This is a genomic window from Rouxiella chamberiensis, assembly GCF_026967475.1.
Classification (GTDB): Bacteria; Pseudomonadota; Gammaproteobacteria; order Enterobacterales; family Enterobacteriaceae; genus Rouxiella; species Rouxiella chamberiensis.
Genome location: NZ_CP114058.1, coordinates 609,349 through 629,617, shown reverse-complemented (window position 1 = coordinate 629,617; position 20,269 = coordinate 609,349). Strand labels below are relative to the sequence as shown.

The window sequence follows — 20,269 nt, the reverse complement described above, 5'->3', positions numbered from 1 at the left end:
TACTGACTGCCCGCAATAGCAGACAGACTATCAGGATTCAGCCTTCGCGACCACAACCGGCTCCTGCTTATCCATTGCCATTGTGAGCAAATCCCCCAATGACTTAAGCTGATCGGTAACCTGCATACTGAGCCAGACGTAGCCATAGATTTGTGCTTCATTATTCTTGCCACGGTTCATCGACTGCATCAGTTCCTGAAGCTCCAGCGCCGATTCATTCAATTGAATACTGATTTGCAGCTCATCGCCCATCGAGCCGTTACGCAACATAAAACTCAGCTTTTGCAGCGCTTCCAGAATCGAGCGTTGGGTGTGGCGCAAAGTGCGGGCATTGAGCATGATAAAATGGCTTTCGCGCGAGCTCCAGTAGGCATCGGCCAGCAGTTCGAGCGTACACAGCAGATTGCGGCACAGCGTTTGCGAGGCATCGAACACTTCACGCGGAATGTGCGATTCCTTACTCGATGCGGCATGAAGCGCACGCATCTTTATCATCTGCGCCATCGCCTGCTTGAGTTTCTTCTGTAATCGCGGACGCTCCAGCATATTCGGCGACAGCCAGGCACTGTGCAGTTTGTTCAGCGACATCAGGTAATCGGACATCTGCATGCGCCAGTGAATAAAGGCGCGCTGCGGATAGATACTCGAGAAAAGCAGGGCCAGCAACGAACCAATCAGCACATCACCGCTTCGCCACAGGGCGGTTTCCATATCGCCCGGACCGGCACCAATAATGACGGCCAGCGTCACACCAAGCAGCAGACCCGCGTAGGCGCGCTTTCCTAGAGCAAGATACCCGCTGGCGAAGACCACCAGCCCGCACCACATCAGCATCAGCGGTAAAGAATAGAGTTCCAGCCACAGCGCCGCCATGCCCGCGATGGACCCGCCGACAGTTCCGATAATCCTTTCCGAAACGCGTTGCACCACGTTTCCCCAAAAAGAGATAGGCCCCATGACGACCACCAGCGTAATCATCGGCCACGTGGCTTCCGGTAATTGCGTCATGCGGACTATCAGGAAGGTCAGCACAAAAGCCAACCCCATTCGCAACCCGTGGGTCACGCGATAATTGGAGTAAATGAGATTATCGAGCGAAGAAATTTTCTTGTCTAAGCGCACAACCGGTACCGCCTGGATGAACCCGGATAATAATATTCTTATATGTTATCCGAGTTGTATCGGGCAATCACTCGGCATTTACAGTAAAAATTCTCATTTGTCGGAATAATCCGTCTAAAAAGCGCTGCGTAATCAGATTATTGACGCGACTTTGCGGAAAAACGTGCCTATCCTGCCGCGATTTTATCGCTCGACAACAACATTTTAGCTGCCTCCTCTCACGATAGATGGTCTTTAGGAAAGTGTCGAAAAATGCCATTGTTAACAGAAATAAAGTCTGCTTGTTTCATATGTTAAGTTTTGTGTTACTTTTGCAGGTGTTTTTTGGAAACTCGAGTACTCTTTTTAGAGTTTCACTCTCGATCCCGGCCTGTCAGGTTGCACGGATCGCACATTGAATACTACATTCAGCCGAGGTGGACTTATGAAATTTGACAACGACGACGCTTTCAAACTGGCATCAAAGTATATGGATCACAACGTCGAGCACATGAGCGAAATCAACTATTTCGTAAAATTCCTGGAAGCCTATCTTAAATTCGACGAATGGCTCAGTTCCGAAGAGCCTATCGAGGCAGCAAAAGGCGCCAAGAAGACGGCTAAATTCGTTTAACCCAAACAGCGAGTCATGACGAAAAAAACCCGCCTGAGCGGGTTTTCTGCTTTCTATAAGGGTGCTGAATGCGGCACATGCCTGTCAGTTTTTGGACACCGGCTTGCAGTCGGTATAGATGTAACCTTCCTTGGAATTTCGCATGACATAGCTGTCCGAGAATTTCGCGAACATCATGCCGTCAAGCGCCTTGGCGGTCATGATTTGTCCACCGTCTGGCGTTTTAATCGCTTTAAGCGCAGGGCTGGTTTTTCCCCAAGACCGGCGGGATTGATAGTGAAAGTGTCGCCGTTATCGGTTAACGGTGAGCTGGCCGTGATACGTTCAGATTGCACCACGCCACTTTCGCTCTCGGTGCTGTGGGTCACGCTACAGGAGTAGATTTGCGCTGCGGACGCGGCTAGCGGCATCGAAAGTAGTATAGCGATTGATATTAATGATTTTTTTAACATGCCACCCCCTCATGAATTATTGGTTCAGAGAATACCATTGGCAATGCGCAACAGAAAACCCCTTCGCGAGTTTTTCACGTAACCTGTTATGTCGCGACGCTGCAACGCTGCTCATGCGCCGGCCGATGTGTTGGTTCCCCAGCCTTTGCTTCATCCCTTCGCGAGATAACGCTCCCGCCACCAGTCGCCGTCGTTCAGAGCCGGACCGCTGATTTATCTCCTGGTCCAGACGCATAAACGAAGTTTGAACCTTGTCACTTCTCTGCCTTTTTTATCGAATGACTGTACGAAATGCCGGTCTACGACTACCACTCCGGCGTCAAGTTTTGCTAACGTCCGTTTCGTCCCGTTCGCGCAGCAAACTCGTAACAATATAAAAAATATAAAAAAGGTGACTATTTGCACTCTCTAACACTTGATGTTGTCTGCGACATTCTTGGCGTTTTACCCAACACACTTCATCATTGGACCCGTGCAGGTCTACTTGCCCCACTTGATACGCAGACCGGCTACACCTATCCCCAATTGGCGCAGGCCTACCGAATACTGGATTTAACCAATAAAGGTCTGACGCTCGACGAGACAAAAAATTATCTCGACGACACGACTCTGCCTCAGATTAGTCGATGGCAGGAGCATACGGATGCCCTGTTTTATCTTCTGCAAAAAGGGACGGACGAACAGATAAACCAGCGAATCAAGCACCTGTCGGAAACCTTTTCGGGCGATGCCTTCGTCAACAGCTATTTGCGTCCGGTCTACGGCAAGGTTATCAATAATAAAGAGCCAAATGCTGCCTATACCTTGACGCGATTTCATCAGGCTATTGTTGATTATGCACAGCAGACTATGGCCGAAGCCTATGCGCGAGAAGCAACGCCCCTTTTTCTGGAAGCCGCCAGCACGCTGGACGCCACCGAAATCTGGCTGGAAGCCATACGCCTCTCGGGTCAGGGATTTTGTGTAGAGTTGTGCGATACCGCAACCGATATACCGGCCACCGCCATTCGCGCCTATGTTCATCATCTTATCTGGTGTGGCGATGGTATCAGCCCTCTGATGCACTGGTTTTACAGACACAGCCTGAATCTCGGCAATCCCATCCTGCTCTGCGGCCCTGACCAAAAAATTCGCTATATTTAACATCTAATCGATGCACTGGAACCCCACTCGAGCCGCAACCTGGTGCCGGAGCCAATCACCATTAGCGGGATAACTACGCGACAAGGCTTAGGCATTGGACATTCAGGCAAGGGAAAAATGTCTGGAGTTTCTGCCTGCCATACCAGGTCAGCGGTTGCCTGCCAACCTGCTACAAATAAGAAAAAAACTAATTGATTACAATCAGGATTTTCCTGCTCATCGTGGGGTGGGAAGTCCCGCAGATTAAAATCCGAAAGTGTTAACTCCCTTATTCAGCAGACAAAAAAAGCCCGTGGCGAAATACACACGGGCCGATGAATTTCAGACATCAGTTATTTGGACAAACTCTGGGCGGCGGTTTCAATCACTCTGGCTACTTTTTCGGGCTGGGAAATATAAATCGCATGACTGCCTTTAAGCTCGGTCACGGTGCTGCCGGCACGTTTGGCCATGAATCGTTCCAGTTGAGGATTGATGGCGCGGTCTTGCGTGGCGACCACTGCCCAGCTTGGTTTTGACTTCCACGCCGGTTCAACTGCGGCTGTGCCAAAAGCGGCGGCGGCAGGCATAACTTGAGATTGCGCCATCAAATCGGCCTGTTTTTTGGGAATATCGGCAGCGAAATCGGCGTGAAAGAAGTCGGGTTTTAGATAGAGGAAATGATCGGCTGTTTCAACAATGGATTGGCTGGCCGGCGGGTATTTTTTGGCCAGACTCAGCAACGAATCGCCCGCCTCCGGCTCCATCGCCGCGATGTAAACCAGTCCGGCTACGGAAGGCGAATTCCCGGCGTCGCTGATAATCATTCCGCCATAACTATGCCCAACCAGCAACGTTTTACCCTGTTGCAGGGCGATGATACGTCGAGTGGCGGCCACATCATCGGCCAGCGAGGTTTGAGGTTCCTGCACAATGGACACGCTGTAGCCCGCCTTTTCGAGGAGGAGCGCCACGGGGTTCCAACCCGAGCCATCGGCAAACGCGCCATGAACCAAAACAATATTTTTGACCGGTTCAGCCATCGAGGCCTGAGCATAAACGGACACAACCAGGCCTAACGCCATTGCAGTCAGTGTTTTCTTCAGCATCATCTTCTCTCCATTGCGCGAATCAGGATGGGCATGGATGACAGCATATGAACTGTCATCCCTGCCCGTTGGCCCGTTACTCGGCCAGTTGTTTAATCAGTTGCTGGGCAGTCGCCGCAGACGAAGTCGGATTCTGACCGGTAATCAGCAAGCCATCGGTGACGACATAAGAACTCCAGTCCACCCCTTGGAATACAGACCGCCTTTGGCAATCAACTCGTCTTCGACCAGGAAAGGCACGACGTGGGTCAGGCCGACCGCTTCTTCTTCCGTGTTGGTAAAGCCGGTCACTTTTTTCCTTCCACCAGCGGTTTGCCTGCTGGCGTTTTCACATGACGCAGAACGCCCGGCGCATGACAAACCAGCGCGACGGGCTTGTTGGCCGCCAGAAATGCTTCGATAAGTGCGATGGAGTGCGGGTCTTCCGCCAGATCCCACAGCGGCCCGTGCCCGCCCGGATAAAACACGGTGTCGTAATCGGCTTGTGACACGCTGTCCAGACGGACGGTCGAGGCCAGTTGCGCCATTGCCTCGACGTCGGCTTCGAAGCGGTGAGTCTGCTCGGTTTGGAAATCAGGTTCGTTGCTTTTTGGATCCAGCGGTGGGTTGCCGCCTTTTGGAGAGGCCAGCGTAATGTCCGCCCCGGCGTCTTTGAAGGCGTAGTAAGGGGCTGCCAGTTCTTCCAGCCAGAAACCTGTCTTGCGGCCTGTGTTACCCAGTTGATCGTGTGAGGTCAAAACCATAAGAATTTTCATTTTACTGTCCTTTATCGTGAGTAGGAAAACATTGATTAGACCAGTCGTCTATACCGTAGCTAAATCAAAATAGACCAGTCGTATAGTGCTTGGGTATAAAAAAAGCGCGTACGTGTCGAGCTTGCTATCTCCCGTTAACGGGAGATATGAATAATGTGTCTGGTCATCTGCATGGCAGAATCAAAGGGTTCCGTGTTGCGCACTATCTTGACCATCACGCTGGCACCGACCCAAAGCTGGTAAAGGCTTTCCGCGACTTTGCCGGGTTGGTCATCCAGCGTCAGTGAGCCTTCTTCGATACCGATTTCCAGCGCCTCTGCCAGTCTGGAGATAATACCCGACGTGCCGGACTTGAGCGCAAGGCGCATGCTGTCCGAGAGGTCGGCAACTTCCGCGCCCAGTTTCACCGCCAGACATTTGCCCTGACATTCGGAGAAAGACTGTGTCTCTCGCCACAACTGCCAGTAGTTCATCAGACGCTGCGCCATCGTGATGCCAGGCTGGGCCAATGTGCTATCAAGCTCAGCCAGATAATCGTCGAAGTAACGGGTGAGCAAATCCACACCGAAGGCTTCCTTCGAGGCAAAGTAGTGATAAAACGATCCTTTCGGTACGCCTGCGTCCTTGAGGATTTCGTTTAATCCGACAGCCGAGAACCCTTTACCCGCCATAATACGCTGGCCAGTTTCGAGAATATGTTCGCGGATATCGCTGTTATGAGTTTGGGTTGCAGTAGTCATGTGCTTACGTTATCACCAACTAGACCAGTCGTCTAGAAGTAATTTTAAATACTTTTAAACTTTTTGAGGACGTAAATTTCCCGATAAGTCTGCAATAGTAAAGCGATCGGTTTACTTTTATTGTATGAATAAACGTCAGGATATTTTACCGGCGGCATAAAAAGTTTTTTATATTCATGATCTTAACGCCACCAGCATGGACCCTCTCTGTGCCGAAGCGCGCGTCTCTACCCGCACGTTTTACCGGTATTTCCCGTCTTGTGAAAAGCTCACCCTGTGCGTTATGGAGGCACGGCAACAGCGGTTTTTTGGCGAACTTTATCCGCCCCATCCCCCGCAGGCCATCAGCCACCTGTTCAAGGTCCATGAACAGTGGCTACTTAGGGTGTTTTGGGTTTCCGTGCAGGAGAAAGTCACGGCAAATGCCTCGAGCAGCGCGAAGAATTGATGGCCGTAAGAATGTTCATCGCCGAGGGAAAACATGAGCACAGTTAATGACGCATGTTACCGTTGCGGCATCCCGTGCAAAGGCGCAATAGCCATTATGCCGCGGCGCTTTATAGCCTAATGCCCGCGGCCGTGTTTGCCTGGCTGCGACTAGACCAGCCTTGCGCCGCAATCGACGTGAATCGTCTCGCCCGTAATCGCGCTGTTTTGCATCAGCAATAATACCGCCTGCGCCACCTCATCCGCGGTGACCAGCCGTGGAACCGGGTTTTTCTGTACTGTCTCGCCAAGGAGTCGAACGCCATTGTCCGGAAAAATCGTATTCCACATGGGAGTGTCCGTGTAACCCGGCGCGACAGCATTGAAACGCAGCGGCGCAAGCTCCAATGCCAGCACGCGCGCAAGCTGTTCCGTGGCCATCGTCGCAATGCCCGACACCCACGCGCCCTTTACGGGACGGTCCGACGACAATCCGCCGGTAAAGGTAAAGGATCCCGTTGCCCGCATCTTGTCCTGCGCGGCGCGAACGACGTCAACGGAGCCCCAGAGTCGCTCATCAAACTTGTGTTTGAAGTTATCGAGTTCGGGGTCGAGCGGGCTGCCCATCTTGGTGCTGCCTGCTGCAATATAGGTGTGGTCGATGGCATCCAGTCCTGAGAACACGGCCCTGAGCGAGGCGGGATCGTTGATATCGGCGACCGCAACCTCCAAACCTTCGACGACCCTTTGCGCCGCCTCCAGTTTTTCGGCGGTTCTTCCCACCGACAGAACGCGTGCACCCAAGGCCCGCGCCGCTTTAGCGACCGCAAGGCCTATCCCTTCCGATCCGCCAATAATGACCACCTGCTGTTCGTGCATCATGAAGTCGAGTTCCTTGTGTAATGTTCAGTGAGCTGGGATGATTTCTTATTCTTTAATGACCACTAAACTTTAAACGCTTGCGCCCTTCTGTCAAGCTCATATAATGACAGCATGACAACACCGACCTCCCAATGCGCCGCGCCGAAGTCGCGCGGACGCAAATCCACCTTCGATCGTGACGCTGCCCTCAAAACGGCGCTGGATCTTTTCTGGCGACACGGCTTTGAAAGCGTGTCGATAGCTGACCTTTGTCTGGCTATCGGTATTGCGGCACCGAGTCTCTACCATGCGTTCGGCAGCAAAACCGACCTCTATCGCGAGGTTTTGCGTCTTTATGCCGCCGGGAATCTTACAGGTGAAGAGATAGCCGCCACCCCTTGCGCCTACTCGGCGGTTAAACTGATGCTTGAGCGCGGAATCGCCATTGTGACCCAACCCGACAAGCCGGTAGGCTGCATGATTTCAAGCGGCATGCTGATGGTCGGGGTTGAAAACGCGGAGATGGCGGCAGAATTGCGCAAAATGAGGGCAGAGTTTAGAGAGATGCTGGAGCTTCGTATCGCACGTGATGTCAAGGCAGGCGTTTTGCCGCAGACAACGGATTCGGCCTCGCTGGCGCGTTTTTATGCCACCGTTTTGCAGGGATTGTCAGTGGCGGCCGTGGACGGCGCTACACGAGGCGATTTGCACTCGGTGATGCTCGCCGCGCTGCAAGCCTGGCCGGTCGCGAAGGGGAAGCTGCCAAAGCAGTAACGCTCAAGGCATCAGGCGACGCTTTCAAGTGAAATAGTGGCAAAACTTAGGAAGAAAATGCCCCAAACATCGGCGAAAAAACCTAATCGGAGAGAAATCTCCTCCGATTAGGCCGGTTTGCTTTAGATATCGAACCGGTCAAGGTTCATGACTTTGGTCCAGGCTGCAACGAAGTCTTTTACAAACTTCTCTTTCGCATCGGCGCTGGCATAGACCTCTGCCACCGCGCGTAATACAGAGTTGGAGCCAAACACCAGATCGGCGCGCGTCGCGGTAAACTTCACTTCTCCGCTCTGGCGATCGCGACCTTCGAAGACCTCGCCGGAGGCATCAACGGCTTTCCATTCGTTGCGCATATCCAGCAGATTCACGAAGAAATCGGTGTTTAATTCGCCGACCTTGTCGCTGAAGATACCATGATGATTGCCGTCATAATTCGCTCCCAGCGCTCTGAGTCCGCCTACCAGCACGGTGAGTTCCGGTACCGTCAGGGTCAGTTGCTGAGCTTTGTCGATCAGCAGGTTTTCCGTGGCCGTGCCGTTGTAATCTCCGCGATAGTTACGGAAACCTTCCGCTTTTGGCTTTAGCAAATCGAATAATTCGATGTCTGTCTGATCCTGTCGCGCATCGACGCGACCGGGCAGGAACGGAACCTCGACGGACACGTTGGCGGCACGGGCTGCCTGCTCCACGCCGACGACCCCGGCCAGCACGATGATATCGGCCAGCGAGGCTTTACCCTCGGTTTTTTGAATCGTTTCCAGCGTTGGCAATACGCGCGCGGCAATGGCGTTAACCTGCCACTCTCTTTGCGGTAACAGGGCGAGTCGCGCGCCGTTCGCGCCGCCACGTTTGTCCCCACCCCGGAAGGTTGAGGCCGACGCCCAGGCCACTGAAATCAATTCGCTCACCGTCAGACCGGATTCGGCAATCTTCTCTTTGAGGAAGGCGATATCTTCACCGGTCGGCGTGTAAGTCTGCGCCGGTAAAGGGTCCTGCCAAATCAAGTCTTCCTTGGGCACTTCCGGTCCGATATAGCGTGCCTTAGGCCCCATATCGCGGTGAGTCAGCTTGTACCAGGCTCGGGCGAAGGCCTCGTTGAAGGTCTGGGGATCGTTTAGGAAACGACGCGAGATTTTTTCAAACTCGGGATCAAAACGCAGCGTCAAATCCGTCACCAGCATGGTGGGTTTGCGTTTTTATTCGGATCAAAGGGATCGGGGATGATTTCTTCGGCATCGACGGCTTCGAACTGGATTGCGCCTGCCGGACTGCGCGTCTGCACCCACTCGTATTTGAACAGGTTTTCGAAGAAATAATTGCTCCACTGCGTCGGCGTTTGCGACCAGGCGACCTCAAGACCGGAGGTGATGGCATCCGCACCTGCCCCGGAACCATACTGACTAATCCAGCCCAGCCCCTGAGCTTCAATCGGCGCGGCTTCGGGTTCCACCCCTACCTGATCGGCAGGACCGGCACCATGGGTTTTACCCAGCGTATGACCTCCGGCTATCAGCGCGACGGTCTCTTCATCGTTCATGCCCATGTTGCCGAAGGTCGCGCGGATTGCCGCAGCGGCGGATGTTGGTTCACCGCTATGCTCAGGCCCTTCGGGGTTGACGTAGATAAGTCCCATTTCCGTGGCGCCCAACGGTTCCTGCGCCAGCGATTCGGGATGACGATGCTCGAGCCAGTTGATTTCGTTACCCCAGTTGATGTCCTGATCGGGTTCCCAGACGTCGGCACGCCCTGCACCAAAACCAAAGGTTCGAAAACCCGAGTTTTCCAGCGCGACGTTGCCCGCAAGGATATAGAGATCGGCCCAGGAAATTTTCTGCCCGTACTTTTGCTTCACCGGCCAGAGTAGACGACGCGCCTTGTCCAGACTGACGTTGTCGGGCCAGGAGTTCAGGGGGCGAATCGCTGCTGACCCCGGCCGGAACCGCCACGGCCATCGATAGAACCGGTAGGTGCCGGCGCTATGCCACGCCATGCGGATGAAGAGTCCGATGTAACTTCCCCAGTCGGCGGGCCACCAGGATTGGGAATCCGTCAGCAAGGCGCGTAAATCGGCCTTGAGTGCATAGTAGTCGAGCTTGGCGAATTCATTACGGTATTGGAACTCCTCATCAAGAGGATTTGAACGAGAGGAGTGTTGATTCAACAAATCGACCCTTAACTGCTTGGGCCACCAGTCTTTATTATTTGTTCCACCGCCTGCGGCTTCTTTGTCGATACCTTTATGGAAAGGACATTTGCCGCCGGACTCATGGTTTTCGGTTTCTATGATGTTGTTGCTCACTTTGCATTCCTTTTTTTGATGTTCCAGAAATAAGATATACAAGTTGATTACTACGTCATACATCGTTACACCAATGGATGTGATAGCCATTGAACCACGTTTTTCGCGTGGGTTTAATCCTTACCTTTCTGCCTCCCCCGCCTTTCATTTTTTATTGTTCTTCCCGTTGAAAAGCCCGCCAAAGCGTAATTCGTTATTTATAATTCATTGATTTTTATAAAGTAAATAAATAATTACATTTTTACCGAAACCTTTTTTGAATTATTAAAGCAAATGATTATCATTGGCTTTCTCAATCAATGTGCTTCTTCACTTTTTAGCCTCGTAATATTGGGCTTTTTCGCACAATGACGAGTCGACTTTTATAACAACAGAAGTGCCGGGACAGCCGCTCACATTTATTTTTGACAGGAAATAGTATGTCTTTGAATCGCAGGGAATCTCGCGCTAGTTCAAGCGCGTCGGGCATCAGTAAAACCTTTAGAGTATCGTTAATGGCTTTGGCCGTTCACAGCCTTCTCAATCCCGTCATGGCCCTCGCGGCAGACAACACCAAAAAAGAGGATGTGCTGGTCGTCGATGCCACGCCTTCCGATAATGGCGGTGAACAGGCATCACAGGATTATCAGGTAAAAACGACGCGAGCCGGCACCAAATTACTGCTGACTCCGCGCGACGTGCCGCAGTCCATGAGTGTCATCACCCAGCAGCGCATGCAGGACCAGCAACTGCAAACCATTGACGACGTGCTGAACAATACTACCGGCCTAAGTGGCGATCATGTGGATAGTGAACGCACCGAATACTATTCCCGTGGTTTCAAGCTGACGAACTTCACGTTCGACGGCATCCCGACCTCAATGGGCGATGCATGGAACTTCGGCGACGCCGCCTCCGACACCGCGATTTACGACCGCATCGAAGTCGTGCGCGGCGCAACCGGTCTGATGACGGGCGCGGGCAGCCCGGCGGCTTCCGTCAATATGGTGCGCAAACACGCCGACAGCAAAACCTTGACCGGGAACCTGAGCGCCAGCTATGGCAGCTGGAACAAGCAGCGCTATGTTGTGGATGTCACGACCCCTCTCAATGAATCGGGATCGGTGCGTGGCCGCGTAATAGCGGGCTATCAGGATCAGGACAGCTGGCTTGATCGCTACCATAAAAATACCAAATTCATTTATGGCGTGATTGACGCTGACCTCACCGATAACACCACAGTGTCGCTGGGATACGATTATCAGGATGCCGACACGCGCGATCCTTCCTGGGGAGGATTGCCCGTCTTTTACAGCAATGGTTCCCTGACGCACTACAATCGCAGCCTGAACTCTTCCGCCGATTGGACCTATTACCATACGACCGCGCGCAAGGTGTATGTCGACCTGGACCATAACTTTGACAATGGCTGGAATTTCCATCTCAATGGCACGCACGCCGAAAATACGTTCAGCGATAAGTTGCTGTATCTGGGTTATACCTCCGCGCCGGATGAAGCGACCGGTGAAGGCGCGGATGGTTATGGCAGCATGGACCGCGGCAAGCGTGAACTGACCTCAGTGGATGGATACGCCAGCGGACCCTTCTCGTTGCTGGGACGCCAGCATCAGCTCATGATGGGCGTGAGCTACAGCCGTCAGCACAACGTTACCGAGAGTCAGGACGGGGTGACCGATCTGGACAATTATGACATCGCGACCGGGGATATCGGGGTGTTCAATAACAACTGGAACGGCAAGGTCGTCGACCCGCAGTGGCAGGGTTGGTATGACAACGCCAACGACGTAGTGCGCCAAAAATCGGCTTATACCGCAGCCCGTTTTTCGCTCGCCGATCCATTGTCGTTGATTGTCGGCGCGCGCTATACGCAGTACAGCACCAACGGCAGCAGCGGCAATATGGACAAGAACAACCTGACGCCATACGCGGGTCTGGTGTATGACATCAACGATACCTGGTCTGCCTATGCCAGTTATACCTCAATCTTCCAGCCGCAAACCTATCGCGACAGTTCGGGGCATTATCTCTCGCCGGTCACCGGGAAAAGCTATGAAACCGGTCTGAAATCCGCCTGGTTCGATGGCAGTCTGACCGCTACGCTTGCGGTGTTCCGTATTGAGCAGAATAACGTCGGCACGGAAGAGAACGGCGTTTACGTCAATAACAGCAGCGAACAAGCCTACACGCCCACCAAGGGTGCGCGCAGTAAAGGCGCCGAATTCGAGTTAAACGGTGCCGTTACCGACAACTTGCAGATGACCTTCGGGGCAACGCGTTATGTCGCACGTGATTCCGAAGGCCGCTATAACGCCTTCCAGCCGCAGACCGTGTTCAAGCTTTTCACCCGTTATCAACTGCCGATGCTGCGTGACCTGACGATTGGCGGCGGGATCAACTGGCAAAACCGCGTGTTTGAAGATGTCAGCGCGCCGGATGGCAGCACTCAGCGTGTGTACCAGAGCAGCTATCCGCTGGCCAGCCTGTTTGCCCGTTACCAGATAAACAAGCAGGTCGCGGTGCAGGCCAACGTCGACAATCTGTTCGACCGCACCTACTACACTTACATGAACAGCTATGTTTATGGCGAACCGCGTAATTACTCCGTCAGCGTGTCTTACCAGTTCTAAGCCAACAAGGACGCTCCGGCGGTTCGGGGCGTCCTGCTTTATCAATCCGTACGCAACAGCATGATTCAGCTACCTTGGGCAGTGAGACAACACTGCCCGCTTTACGCATTCCGTTTTGAAAATCATGGGTAAATATCCGTCAACAGGCGGTCGGACCCATAATCTTCCGCTAGTCTTGATAGAGCATCTTCATTGTCGTCGTGTGATAACGGTTCATTTCAATCACACTGCCTGTTCAAGCGAAGGGAGAAACGCCATGCTGCGCATTCGATCCATTCTGTCTGCAAAAAACGAGAACACGCGTCATTTTTCTCAGGGTGTGTCGCTGACGTCACGCCTGTTCTTCGTCGCCCTCGCGCTGCTGTCCAGCTGTACCACGCAGGCCGCAGAAGACGGGTTGTTTCGTTCACTCGCGCCTGAAACCGCTAATCTTGAGCCTTATCAATGGCATAATCGCCCTCTCGTCATATTCGCGCCCTCCGACAAAGACCCGCACTACGTTCAGCAGATAGCGATGCTGCAAAAGGCCCAAGCCGACCTTGCCGAGCGCGATATCATTGTACTGAGCGATACCTCGCCCGCTGCAAACGGCCATCTGCGCGCCCAGCTCAAACCCAAAGACTTTGAAGTGGTGCTGGTCGGTAAAGACGGCGGAATGAAACTGCGGGAACAACGGCCGATAAGCACGAAAGCGCTGCTCTCGACCATCGACAGAATGCCGATGCGCAAAGCCAATCTCGATTGATAACCTGCATGACGGGAGAGTCGGATTACGGCCAGAGTCGCCACCCGGCCTGAAATTCGTTATCATCCGCTCCCCCTATTCATTCGTGAAGCCTGATGTCCAAGATAATCGACACCTTTATCGCTCCGCCCTGTCATGACGAGATAGAGATCCTCTATCAGGACTCTCATCTGGTGCTCGTCAACAAACCTGCCGGACTGCTCAGCCTCTCCGGGAAAAATCCGCAAAATCTTGATTCAGTGCATCACCGCCTGGTCAAAGTATTTCCAGGCTGCACGCTGGTTCATCGCCTGGATTTCGGGACTTCCGGGCTGATGGTTATCGCGCGCAACAAACCTGTCAATGCCGCGCTGTGTCAACAGTTCAGCCAGCGCACCGTGACCAAAGTGTACAGCGCGCTACTTTGCGGGCATCTCGAGAACAACGAAGGAACGATCGACGCCCCGATAGCCAAAGATCCTGCGCTGTTTCCGCTGATGTCTCTCTGCGCTATCCACGGAAAGCCCGCGCGCTCCCGTTATCGCGTGATAGAACGCTGTTTTCATACGCCGGGAGACGGCACGCCGCTGCCGGTGACGCGGGTTGAACTCACTCCGGAAACCGGACGCACGCACCAACTTCGTATCCACAGTCAGCAACTCGGCCACCCTATTTTAGGCTGTGACCTGTATGGCGGCCTGCTGCTGCCCGGTACCGAACAGACGTCACGACTCATGCTTCACGCCAGCGAGTTGCATTTTGTTCATCCCGTCACCCATGAAGTGATCAAAGCGCTCTGTGCCAGTCCGTTTTAGAGTCCGGAATAATGTGCAAACTGAATGTTTTTACAGCGTTTGAGGGGGTGAAATCACCGCATTGCGGAGGGACGCTTTTAGGGTCGATATAACCTTAATCCTTGTATGCCAATGCATTTATCAGGATTTTATGGCAATTTTTTGTCAAATTTATGTTTCCTCGCACCTGATGTCAGGGTAGTCTCATGTGCCGTCTTGAATGTCGGCCCGATGAATCAGTGACCCTCAACGAATATTAGAAAAAAATCAGTGTAAACAGGACAAGTATGGACTCCACCCTCATTTCAAATACCCCCGGTAAGGAGACGTCTTCACTCAACCGTGCCCGCCGAGCTGCCTGGGGTAGTTTCGCCGGCGCTGTAGTAGACTGGTATGACTTCCTGCTCTATGGCATCACTGCTGCGCTCGTGTTCAACCGCGAATTTTTCCCGCAGATTAGTCCGGCGATGGGCACCATTGCTGCGTTGGCAACGTTTGGCGTCGGATTTCTATTCCGGCCCCTAGGCGGGATCATTTTCGGCCATTTTGGCGACCGTCTTGGCCGCAAACGCATGCTGATGATGACCGTGTGGATTATGGGGCTGGCGACCGCGCTGATAGGCCTGCTACCGACCTTTGACATGATTGGCTGGTGGGCGCCCGTGCTTTTGGTGACGCTGCGTGCCATTCAGGGCTTTGCCGTGGGCGGCGAATGGGGCGGCGCGGCCGTGCTTTCCGTCGAATGCGCACCTGAAAAGAAAAAAGCGTTCTACAGCAGTGGCGTGCAGATTGGTTATGGTGTGGGGCTTTTGCTTTCAACCGGATTAGTGTCATTAATCAGTAACCTGACTACCGATGAACAGTTTCTTGGCTGGGGCTGGCGCATTCCTTTCCTGTTCAGCACCCTGTTGGTGCTGGCGGCGTTGTGGGTCCGCAACGGCATTATCGAGTCCGCCGAATTTGAACAGCAGGCTCAGCAGAAACAGCAGGTAGAAACGAAAGCGCGTCTGCCGGTTATCGAGGCATTGTTACGTCATCCGGGCGCGTTTCTGAAGATTATCGCCCTGCGTCTGTGTGAATTGCTGACCATGTATATTGTGACCACCTTCGCGCTGAGCTACTCCACCCAGAATCTTGGCCTGCCCCGCGAACTGTTTCTCAACATCGGTTTGCTGGTGGGCGGACTAAGCTGCCTGACCATTCCCTTGTTTGCCTACCTGGCCGACCGCTTTGGTCGCCGACGCATTTATATCACCGGTGCGCTGGTCGGCATGCTCAGCGCCTTCCCGGTTCTTTATGGCGATGGAAGCGCACTCGATGTTCTGGATAATCTTCTTTGCGATTATGCTGGCGAATGTTGCCCATGACATGGTGGTCTGCGTGCAGCAGCCGATGTTTACGGAAATGTTTGGCGCGAGCTACCGCTACAGCGGCGCAGGGGTCGGGTATCAGGTCGCCAGTGTGGTTGGCGGTGGATTTACGCCGCTGATTGCCGCCTCGCTGGTCACCTTTTTCGGCGGCGACTGGCACAGCGTGGCTATCTATCTGCTGGCCGGCTGTCTGCTCTCCGCCGGTACGGCACTGACCATGAAAGCAGCCCGCTAAACGAAAAGCCCGTTTCACCCTGTGTTACGGGCTTTTTTGCATGAAATTTAAAAGCGGCACCTATGACCTGCTCCCCGTTTGCAGTACCGGGTTGCACGCGCCGTTTTCCGCGGTTGTTCACGCTATTATGTAACGCCAGGGGACATTCGATGTGCGCGCTACAGTCATGCCCTGACAACGCAATCGGCTTCAAGCGGGGCTATTTCTCATCTACTTCCCAACTGCCAATGGATATACAAGCAATAATCTTTATATCCTTATGTTTTATAGAGTATTTATAACCAATTAAGGCCGTTATCTGCAATGCAATAAAAAAGGCCGCCTAAGCGACCCATATTCCATTCGAACTAACTAGTAACCTTCGAAACTTCCATGCTCACGTTGATACATTACAAACATCAGCATTAGATTCTCAACGAGCGCCTTCTCAATTGGATCTGGCGTCTTATCCGCTATCGCACGGATTTTTTCGATGATGTCATCAGGCACCGGGCGGATATCCGCTAACTTGCTTGCCTTATCAAGGTTCTTCCACATCGTTATCTTCCAGCCATTTCAGAATCGGTGGGTAAATGCGTGCCCGCTCTACTTTTTCACCGGCCAGATAGAGGGAAAATGACTCGGCAAACACTTCGCGGTGGTTCTTACCAGCATAGAAGCTCAGAGCAAGCCCCCAGCCGCGATCGTAAGCCTCGAGAGAGAGCTTATCAAGCACGTCAAAGTTCTGATAGTAAACGTGATGCCCTGACTCATGTGCAACTGTGCCGCGAATGGTTTGCACTGCTGAATATGGCAGAGAGTCGATACCCGTTAATATCGGTGTGATAGCCGCTGAATCGGTCACGCTGGCTGCCGCTTTTAATGCACCTGACCTGTAGTCCTTTTGCAAAGAGTCCTGCTGAATTGCTTGCCAAGTCTGCTCATTGAGGCTGATAGGCGGGAATGTCCAGCCCAATATGGCGCAGAGTGGGTTGAGCAAAGAAACAAAGAATTCCGCACATGGTCGCACCGGTCATTCGGTCTCTCCAGATAGTCTTCATGTTTCTTGAAGTGGCTAACATCGACATAGCGAACGCCAGAATGGAGTAACCAGCCTCATTACGATGATTTGCCAGCCAGGCGATCATAGCCGCCCATGTGTCGGATCTTTCTGGCATATGTTTCATCCGAATACCTCGCAAAGGGGAGGCTGTAAACTTTGGGGTTAGCGCCAGTGTCTGGGGAGACACAGGGTCAATTGAGATTGCTTGCTCGGCGCTAAATTTGGGCTTAAAAATGAGCCATCGAAGCTGTCCTTAATCATTTGATATCTTAGCGTTTTTGGTGAGGTAATGCTTACCTAAGCATATAGGTGATCCTATAATCATTGCATCAGCAATACGCTGAAACGAAAAGGCCCCTACCGAAGCAGAGGCCAACATGAGGAAAGGGTTTTGATGAAGTTAAACATCATTCTGCTTATTCTCTTAGTCGTAAGTTTCGCAGCTTACCAAGAACCAGAAGAGAGGAGAGAATCCCCTTCCACACTAACCTCAGTAATTCAGGATTTTTTATGGCTAAGTCAATTTCTGAGATTCAGCAATAAAGTGACGAGAAACGCGGTGTTCGCTCCAAAGGCTATAAGTTGCCTGTAGAGACAATCGAATTAATCGAAGCTTTATCTAAAGAGGCTGGTATAGCTCAATCGGCAATAATTACACGCGCTGTGCAGTTGCTGGCTGAAAACTTGGAGAATTAGTGCCGCTTATCTGGTTTGGCAAATGGAATTGCCTGCAATACCTTAATTTGGCTACATAATGCCTCATACGTTGGAGCAAGAAATCCAATCCGCCAAGGCTGCAAAACAGCAAGATATTTACGACAAAGTTCAGGTTATTTGCGATGAAATGGAATCTTCGGAAGTAATAGTTGCACTTAAACGCGCTTTCCAGACCGCTTACAAGATGACCACAGGGATGAAGTTGCAGCAAAACGTTCAAGCTATTCATCAGGTCACCGTAAGAGCGCCAACGAGATGCGTTGAGATTATCGATGCTGGCCTTATCCCGGCGGAGTTTGTCGAGTACGAGACAAACATTAAGCCAGACAAGCTGGCTTGAATGAACATCATGCAAACACATATTGACCTTCTTTCTCCTGAGCACCGAAAAGCTGATCCAGTCTTTCACTGAAATTGAGCTTACCGATCGACCTTTGAACACATCTTTCATGTTCTTGATTACAAAGGCATCGTACAGATTGACAGTGTTTGTACGCAACTGAGTGCGTACATAACATTCCATCCAATGCTCCAGGTATTCGCCTACAGTCAGTTCAGAGGATGTGTGTTTACATCAAAGTGTATCAGGGGATTATTTCCCTTGTCATAGAGTTGGCAGAGTTTGCCAAAAAGGGCTCGGCATCTTTTAGTCCCATTGGGGGGATATTTCCCAAGAGATATGCGCTGAACTTTGCCCTCCCAGCGGTAACGAAATTGGAAGGTCATTGCGCCGAGAGATGATATCCTTACACCTAGCTCATCACCCTCAGAAAGCTCTGGGCTCCCTATGTATGGCTTGCGATGAAGTGAACGTAATCAAAGCCAAGATATATTCTGTACACAGGGAAAAGTTAATTTTGTACCCAATGTGTACCATTGAACAACTTGACTAGCTTAGTTTTATTTATGATTCATAAGAAGGGATAAGACGAAGAATGTAGTTAACTTGTTGGTTTGAATGGAACAATACACACAAATACAGGCGCAATAAAGCAATGTCAGACAAACCCGTACAACCTACTTTCTACTTCCACGATTATGAGACATTCGGAAAGCACCCTGCGCTTGACCGTCCTGCGCAGTTTGCGGGTGTGCGCACCGATGCTGATTTCAATATCATTGAAGAACCTCTGGTCATCTACTGCCGCCCTTCGGATGACTATTTACCGCAGCCCGAAGCCGTGATGATAACCGGTATCACGCCGCAACTGGCGCTGTCGAAAGGATTGTGCGAAAACGAGTTCGCCGCCAAAATCCACGACGCCTTCAGCGTGCCCGGCACCTGCATTGTGGGCTACAACAACATCCGTTTCGATGACGAAGTCAGCCGCAATATCTTTTATCGTAACTTCTTTGATCCCTACGCCTACAGCTGGCAAAACGGCAATTCCCGCTGGGATCTGCTGGATGTTATGCGTGCCTGCTATGCGCTGCGTCCCGAGGGCATCAACTGGCCGGAAAACGAGGAAGGCTTTCCGAGCTTCCGCCTTGAGCATTTGACTCAGGCGAACGGTATCGCGCACGAAAACGCGCACGACGCGATGTCTGACGTTTATGCCACTATCGCGATGGCAAAGCAGGTGAAACAGGCGCAACCGCGACTGTTTGATTATTTGCTCAGCCATCGTGGCAAAAACAAGATTAATACGCTTATCGATATTCCCGCCATGTCGCCGCTGGTGCACGTCTCCGGCATGTTTGGCGCAGCGCGTGGCAATACCAGTTGGGTCGCGCCTCTGGCGTGGCATCCGGACAATAAAAACGCGGTCATCATGTGTGATTTGGCGGGAGATATGACCCCACTGCTGGAACTGGATGCCGACCAGATGCGCGAGCGCCTCTATAGCCGTCGCGACTCTCTCGCGCCCGGCGAGTCACCGCTGCCGATTAAGCTGGTTCATATCAACAAATGCCCGATACTGGCCCCGGCCAAAACGCTGCTGCCCGAAAACGCCGAGCGGCTGGACATTGACCGCGCGCGCTGTCTGGAAAATTTGCAAATCCTGCGCCAAAACACGCAGATTCGTGAAAAAGTGGTCGCGCTGTTTGCCGAAGCGGAGCCTTTCGTCGCCTCGCAGAACGTGGATGCGCGCCTGTACGACGGCTTTTTTGGCGATGCGGATCGCGCCACCATGCGCATCATCCAGCAAACCGCGCCGGAAAACCTCGCCGCGCTGGACCTGCGTTTCCAGGACTCGCGTCTTGAAGAACTGCTTTTCCGCTTCCGCGCGCGCAACTATCCGCAAACGTTGACTGACGCAGAGCAGCAGCGCTGGCGGGTGCATCGTCAGGAATCTTTGACTACGGAGCAGGTGCAGGATTACGTATTGCAGCTTGAATCGCTCTATAACCTGCATGAAGAAGACGCCGAAAAAACTGCCTTGCTCAAGGCGCTGTTTGATTACGGCAAGAAACTGGTCGGCTGATAGCGACACGTTATCGCGGCGTATAAAAGCAAAAAGGGACTCGATTGAGTCCCTTTTT

Annotated in this window: 20 protein-coding genes and 2 pseudogenes; 10 read left to right on the top strand and 12 right to left on the bottom strand. The window is 52.4% G+C overall.

Annotated elements, in window-relative coordinates:
- Positions 1-30: 30 nt before the first annotated feature.
- A complete protein-coding gene (locus tag O1V66_RS03025) occupies positions 31-1,122 on the bottom strand; it encodes an FUSC family protein (protein WP_045047225.1) in 1,092 nt (363 codons plus the stop codon).
- Positions 1,123-1,546: 424 nt separating this feature from the next.
- On the opposite strand from O1V66_RS03025, the gene O1V66_RS03020 reads away from it, so the two are divergent.
- Positions 1,547-1,735, top strand: coding sequence for a hypothetical protein (locus O1V66_RS03020; RefSeq protein WP_045047226.1), 189 nt, complete (start codon positions 1,547-1,549; stop codon positions 1,733-1,735).
- A 197-nt stretch (positions 1,736-1,932) separates the two neighbouring features.
- On the opposite strand, the gene O1V66_RS03015 is transcribed toward O1V66_RS03020, so the two are convergent.
- A complete protein-coding gene (locus tag O1V66_RS03015) occupies positions 1,933-2,187 on the bottom strand; it encodes a hypothetical protein (protein WP_269128072.1) in 255 nt (84 codons plus the stop codon).
- A gap of 399 nt (positions 2,188-2,586) precedes the next feature.
- On the opposite strand from O1V66_RS03015, the gene O1V66_RS03010 reads away from it, so the two are divergent.
- Positions 2,587-3,330 (top strand): MerR family transcriptional regulator, encoded by a 744-nt coding sequence (locus tag O1V66_RS03010; RefSeq protein ID WP_072045060.1) that lies wholly within the window; start codon positions 2,587-2,589, stop codon positions 3,328-3,330.
- 332 nt (positions 3,331-3,662) lie between these two features.
- Here the strand turns inward: O1V66_RS03010 and O1V66_RS03005 are convergent, their stop codons facing one another.
- The 3 genes and pseudogenes from O1V66_RS03005 to O1V66_RS02995 all read right to left on the bottom strand — a co-directional run bounded on the left by O1V66_RS03005 (position 3,663) and on the right by O1V66_RS02995 (position 5,913).
- Positions 3,663-4,418, bottom strand: coding sequence for an alpha/beta hydrolase (locus O1V66_RS03005; protein ID WP_045047589.1), 756 nt, complete (start codon positions 4,416-4,418; stop codon positions 3,663-3,665).
- 76 nt (positions 4,419-4,494) lie between these two features.
- Positions 4,495-5,173 (bottom strand): annotated as a pseudogene (locus O1V66_RS03000) (type 1 glutamine amidotransferase domain-containing protein).
- A 134-nt stretch (positions 5,174-5,307) separates the two neighbouring features.
- Entirely contained in the window at positions 5,308-5,913 is a 606-nt protein-coding gene (locus tag O1V66_RS02995) for a TetR/AcrR family transcriptional regulator (protein ID WP_045047230.1), read from the bottom strand.
- A 172-nt stretch (positions 5,914-6,085) separates the two neighbouring features.
- On the opposite strand from O1V66_RS02995, the gene O1V66_RS02990 reads away from it, so the two are divergent.
- Positions 6,086-6,361, top strand: a complete 276-nt coding sequence (locus tag O1V66_RS02990) for a TetR/AcrR family transcriptional regulator (RefSeq protein ID WP_269128324.1) — start codon at positions 6,086-6,088, stop codon at positions 6,359-6,361.
- Positions 6,362-6,510: 149 nt separating this feature from the next.
- Here O1V66_RS02990 and O1V66_RS02985 read toward each other — a convergent pair whose 3' ends face one another.
- Positions 6,511-7,221: an SDR family oxidoreductase gene (locus O1V66_RS02985; protein ID WP_045047232.1), complete on the bottom strand. Its 711-nt coding sequence runs from the start codon at positions 7,219-7,221 to the stop codon at positions 6,511-6,513.
- Between the two features lie 111 nt (positions 7,222-7,332).
- On the opposite strand from O1V66_RS02985, the gene O1V66_RS02980 reads away from it, so the two are divergent.
- Positions 7,333-7,974 (top strand): TetR/AcrR family transcriptional regulator, encoded by a 642-nt coding sequence (locus tag O1V66_RS02980; RefSeq protein WP_045047233.1) that lies wholly within the window; start codon positions 7,333-7,335, stop codon positions 7,972-7,974.
- 122 nt (positions 7,975-8,096) lie between these two features.
- Here the strand turns inward: O1V66_RS02980 and O1V66_RS02975 are convergent, their stop codons facing one another.
- Positions 8,097-9,158 carry a peroxidase family protein gene (locus O1V66_RS02975; RefSeq protein WP_269128071.1) on the bottom strand — a complete coding sequence of 354 codons (1,062 nt, stop codon included), beginning with the start codon at positions 9,156-9,158 and terminating at the stop codon, positions 8,097-8,099.
- Positions 9,149-10,276, bottom strand: coding sequence for a peroxidase family protein (locus O1V66_RS02970; RefSeq protein ID WP_269128070.1), 1,128 nt, complete (start codon positions 10,274-10,276; stop codon positions 9,149-9,151). The genes O1V66_RS02975 and O1V66_RS02970 overlap by 10 nt, the downstream gene beginning before the upstream one ends.
- 419 nt (positions 10,277-10,695) lie before the next feature.
- Between O1V66_RS02970 and fhuE the strand changes: the two genes are divergently transcribed.
- The 4 genes and pseudogenes from fhuE (at position 10,696) to shiA (ending at position 16,026) form a co-directional block, all read left to right on the top strand.
- Positions 10,696-12,903 carry a ferric-rhodotorulic acid/ferric-coprogen receptor FhuE gene (gene fhuE / locus O1V66_RS02965; RefSeq protein ID WP_045047234.1) on the top strand — a complete coding sequence of 736 codons (2,208 nt, stop codon included), beginning with the start codon at positions 10,696-10,698 and terminating at the stop codon, positions 12,901-12,903.
- A 256-nt stretch (positions 12,904-13,159) separates the two neighbouring features.
- Positions 13,160-13,648, top strand: a complete 489-nt coding sequence (locus tag O1V66_RS02960) for a DUF4174 domain-containing protein (RefSeq protein WP_052673391.1) — start codon at positions 13,160-13,162, stop codon at positions 13,646-13,648.
- Positions 13,649-13,743: 95 nt separating this feature from the next.
- Positions 13,744-14,442 (top strand): RluA family pseudouridine synthase, encoded by a 699-nt coding sequence (locus tag O1V66_RS02955; protein ID WP_045047235.1) that lies wholly within the window; start codon positions 13,744-13,746, stop codon positions 14,440-14,442.
- A gap of 266 nt (positions 14,443-14,708) precedes the next feature.
- Positions 14,709-16,026 (top strand): annotated as a pseudogene (gene shiA, locus O1V66_RS02950) (shikimate transporter).
- Between the two features lie 351 nt (positions 16,027-16,377).
- Here shiA and O1V66_RS02945 read toward each other — a convergent pair.
- From O1V66_RS02945 to O1V66_RS21840, 3 genes are read right to left on the bottom strand one after another with little or no spacing between them, the layout of a single operon-like run.
- Positions 16,378-16,563, bottom strand: a complete 186-nt coding sequence (locus O1V66_RS02945; protein ID WP_045047237.1) for a hypothetical protein — start codon at positions 16,561-16,563, stop codon at positions 16,378-16,380.
- On the bottom strand, positions 16,547-17,005 hold the full coding sequence (locus tag O1V66_RS02940; RefSeq protein ID WP_045047238.1) for a hypothetical protein: 459 nt from the start codon (positions 17,003-17,005) through the stop codon (positions 16,547-16,549). The genes O1V66_RS02945 and O1V66_RS02940 overlap by 17 nt, the downstream gene beginning before the upstream one ends.
- Positions 16,947-17,153, bottom strand: coding sequence for a phage holin family protein (locus O1V66_RS21840; RefSeq protein ID WP_414058467.1), 207 nt, complete (start codon positions 17,151-17,153; stop codon positions 16,947-16,949). The genes O1V66_RS02940 and O1V66_RS21840 overlap by 59 nt, the downstream gene beginning before the upstream one ends.
- Positions 17,154-17,822: 669 nt before the next feature.
- On the opposite strand from O1V66_RS21840, the gene O1V66_RS02935 reads away from it, so the two are divergent.
- Positions 17,823-18,125, top strand: coding sequence for a hypothetical protein (locus tag O1V66_RS02935; RefSeq protein WP_045047240.1), 303 nt, complete (start codon positions 17,823-17,825; stop codon positions 18,123-18,125).
- 209 nt (positions 18,126-18,334) lie between these two features.
- Here the strand turns inward: O1V66_RS02935 and O1V66_RS21835 are convergent, their stop codons facing one another.
- Positions 18,335-18,574 carry an Arm DNA-binding domain-containing protein gene (locus O1V66_RS21835; protein WP_414058466.1) on the bottom strand — a complete coding sequence of 80 codons (240 nt, stop codon included), beginning with the start codon at positions 18,572-18,574 and terminating at the stop codon, positions 18,335-18,337.
- Between the two features lie 206 nt (positions 18,575-18,780).
- Here O1V66_RS21835 and sbcB point away from each other — a divergent pair, with 206 nt between their 5' ends.
- Complete coding sequence (gene sbcB, locus O1V66_RS02930) at positions 18,781-20,211, top strand: exodeoxyribonuclease I (protein WP_045047242.1); 1,431 nt, start codon at positions 18,781-18,783, stop codon at positions 20,209-20,211.
- Positions 20,212-20,269 lie beyond the last annotated feature (58 nt).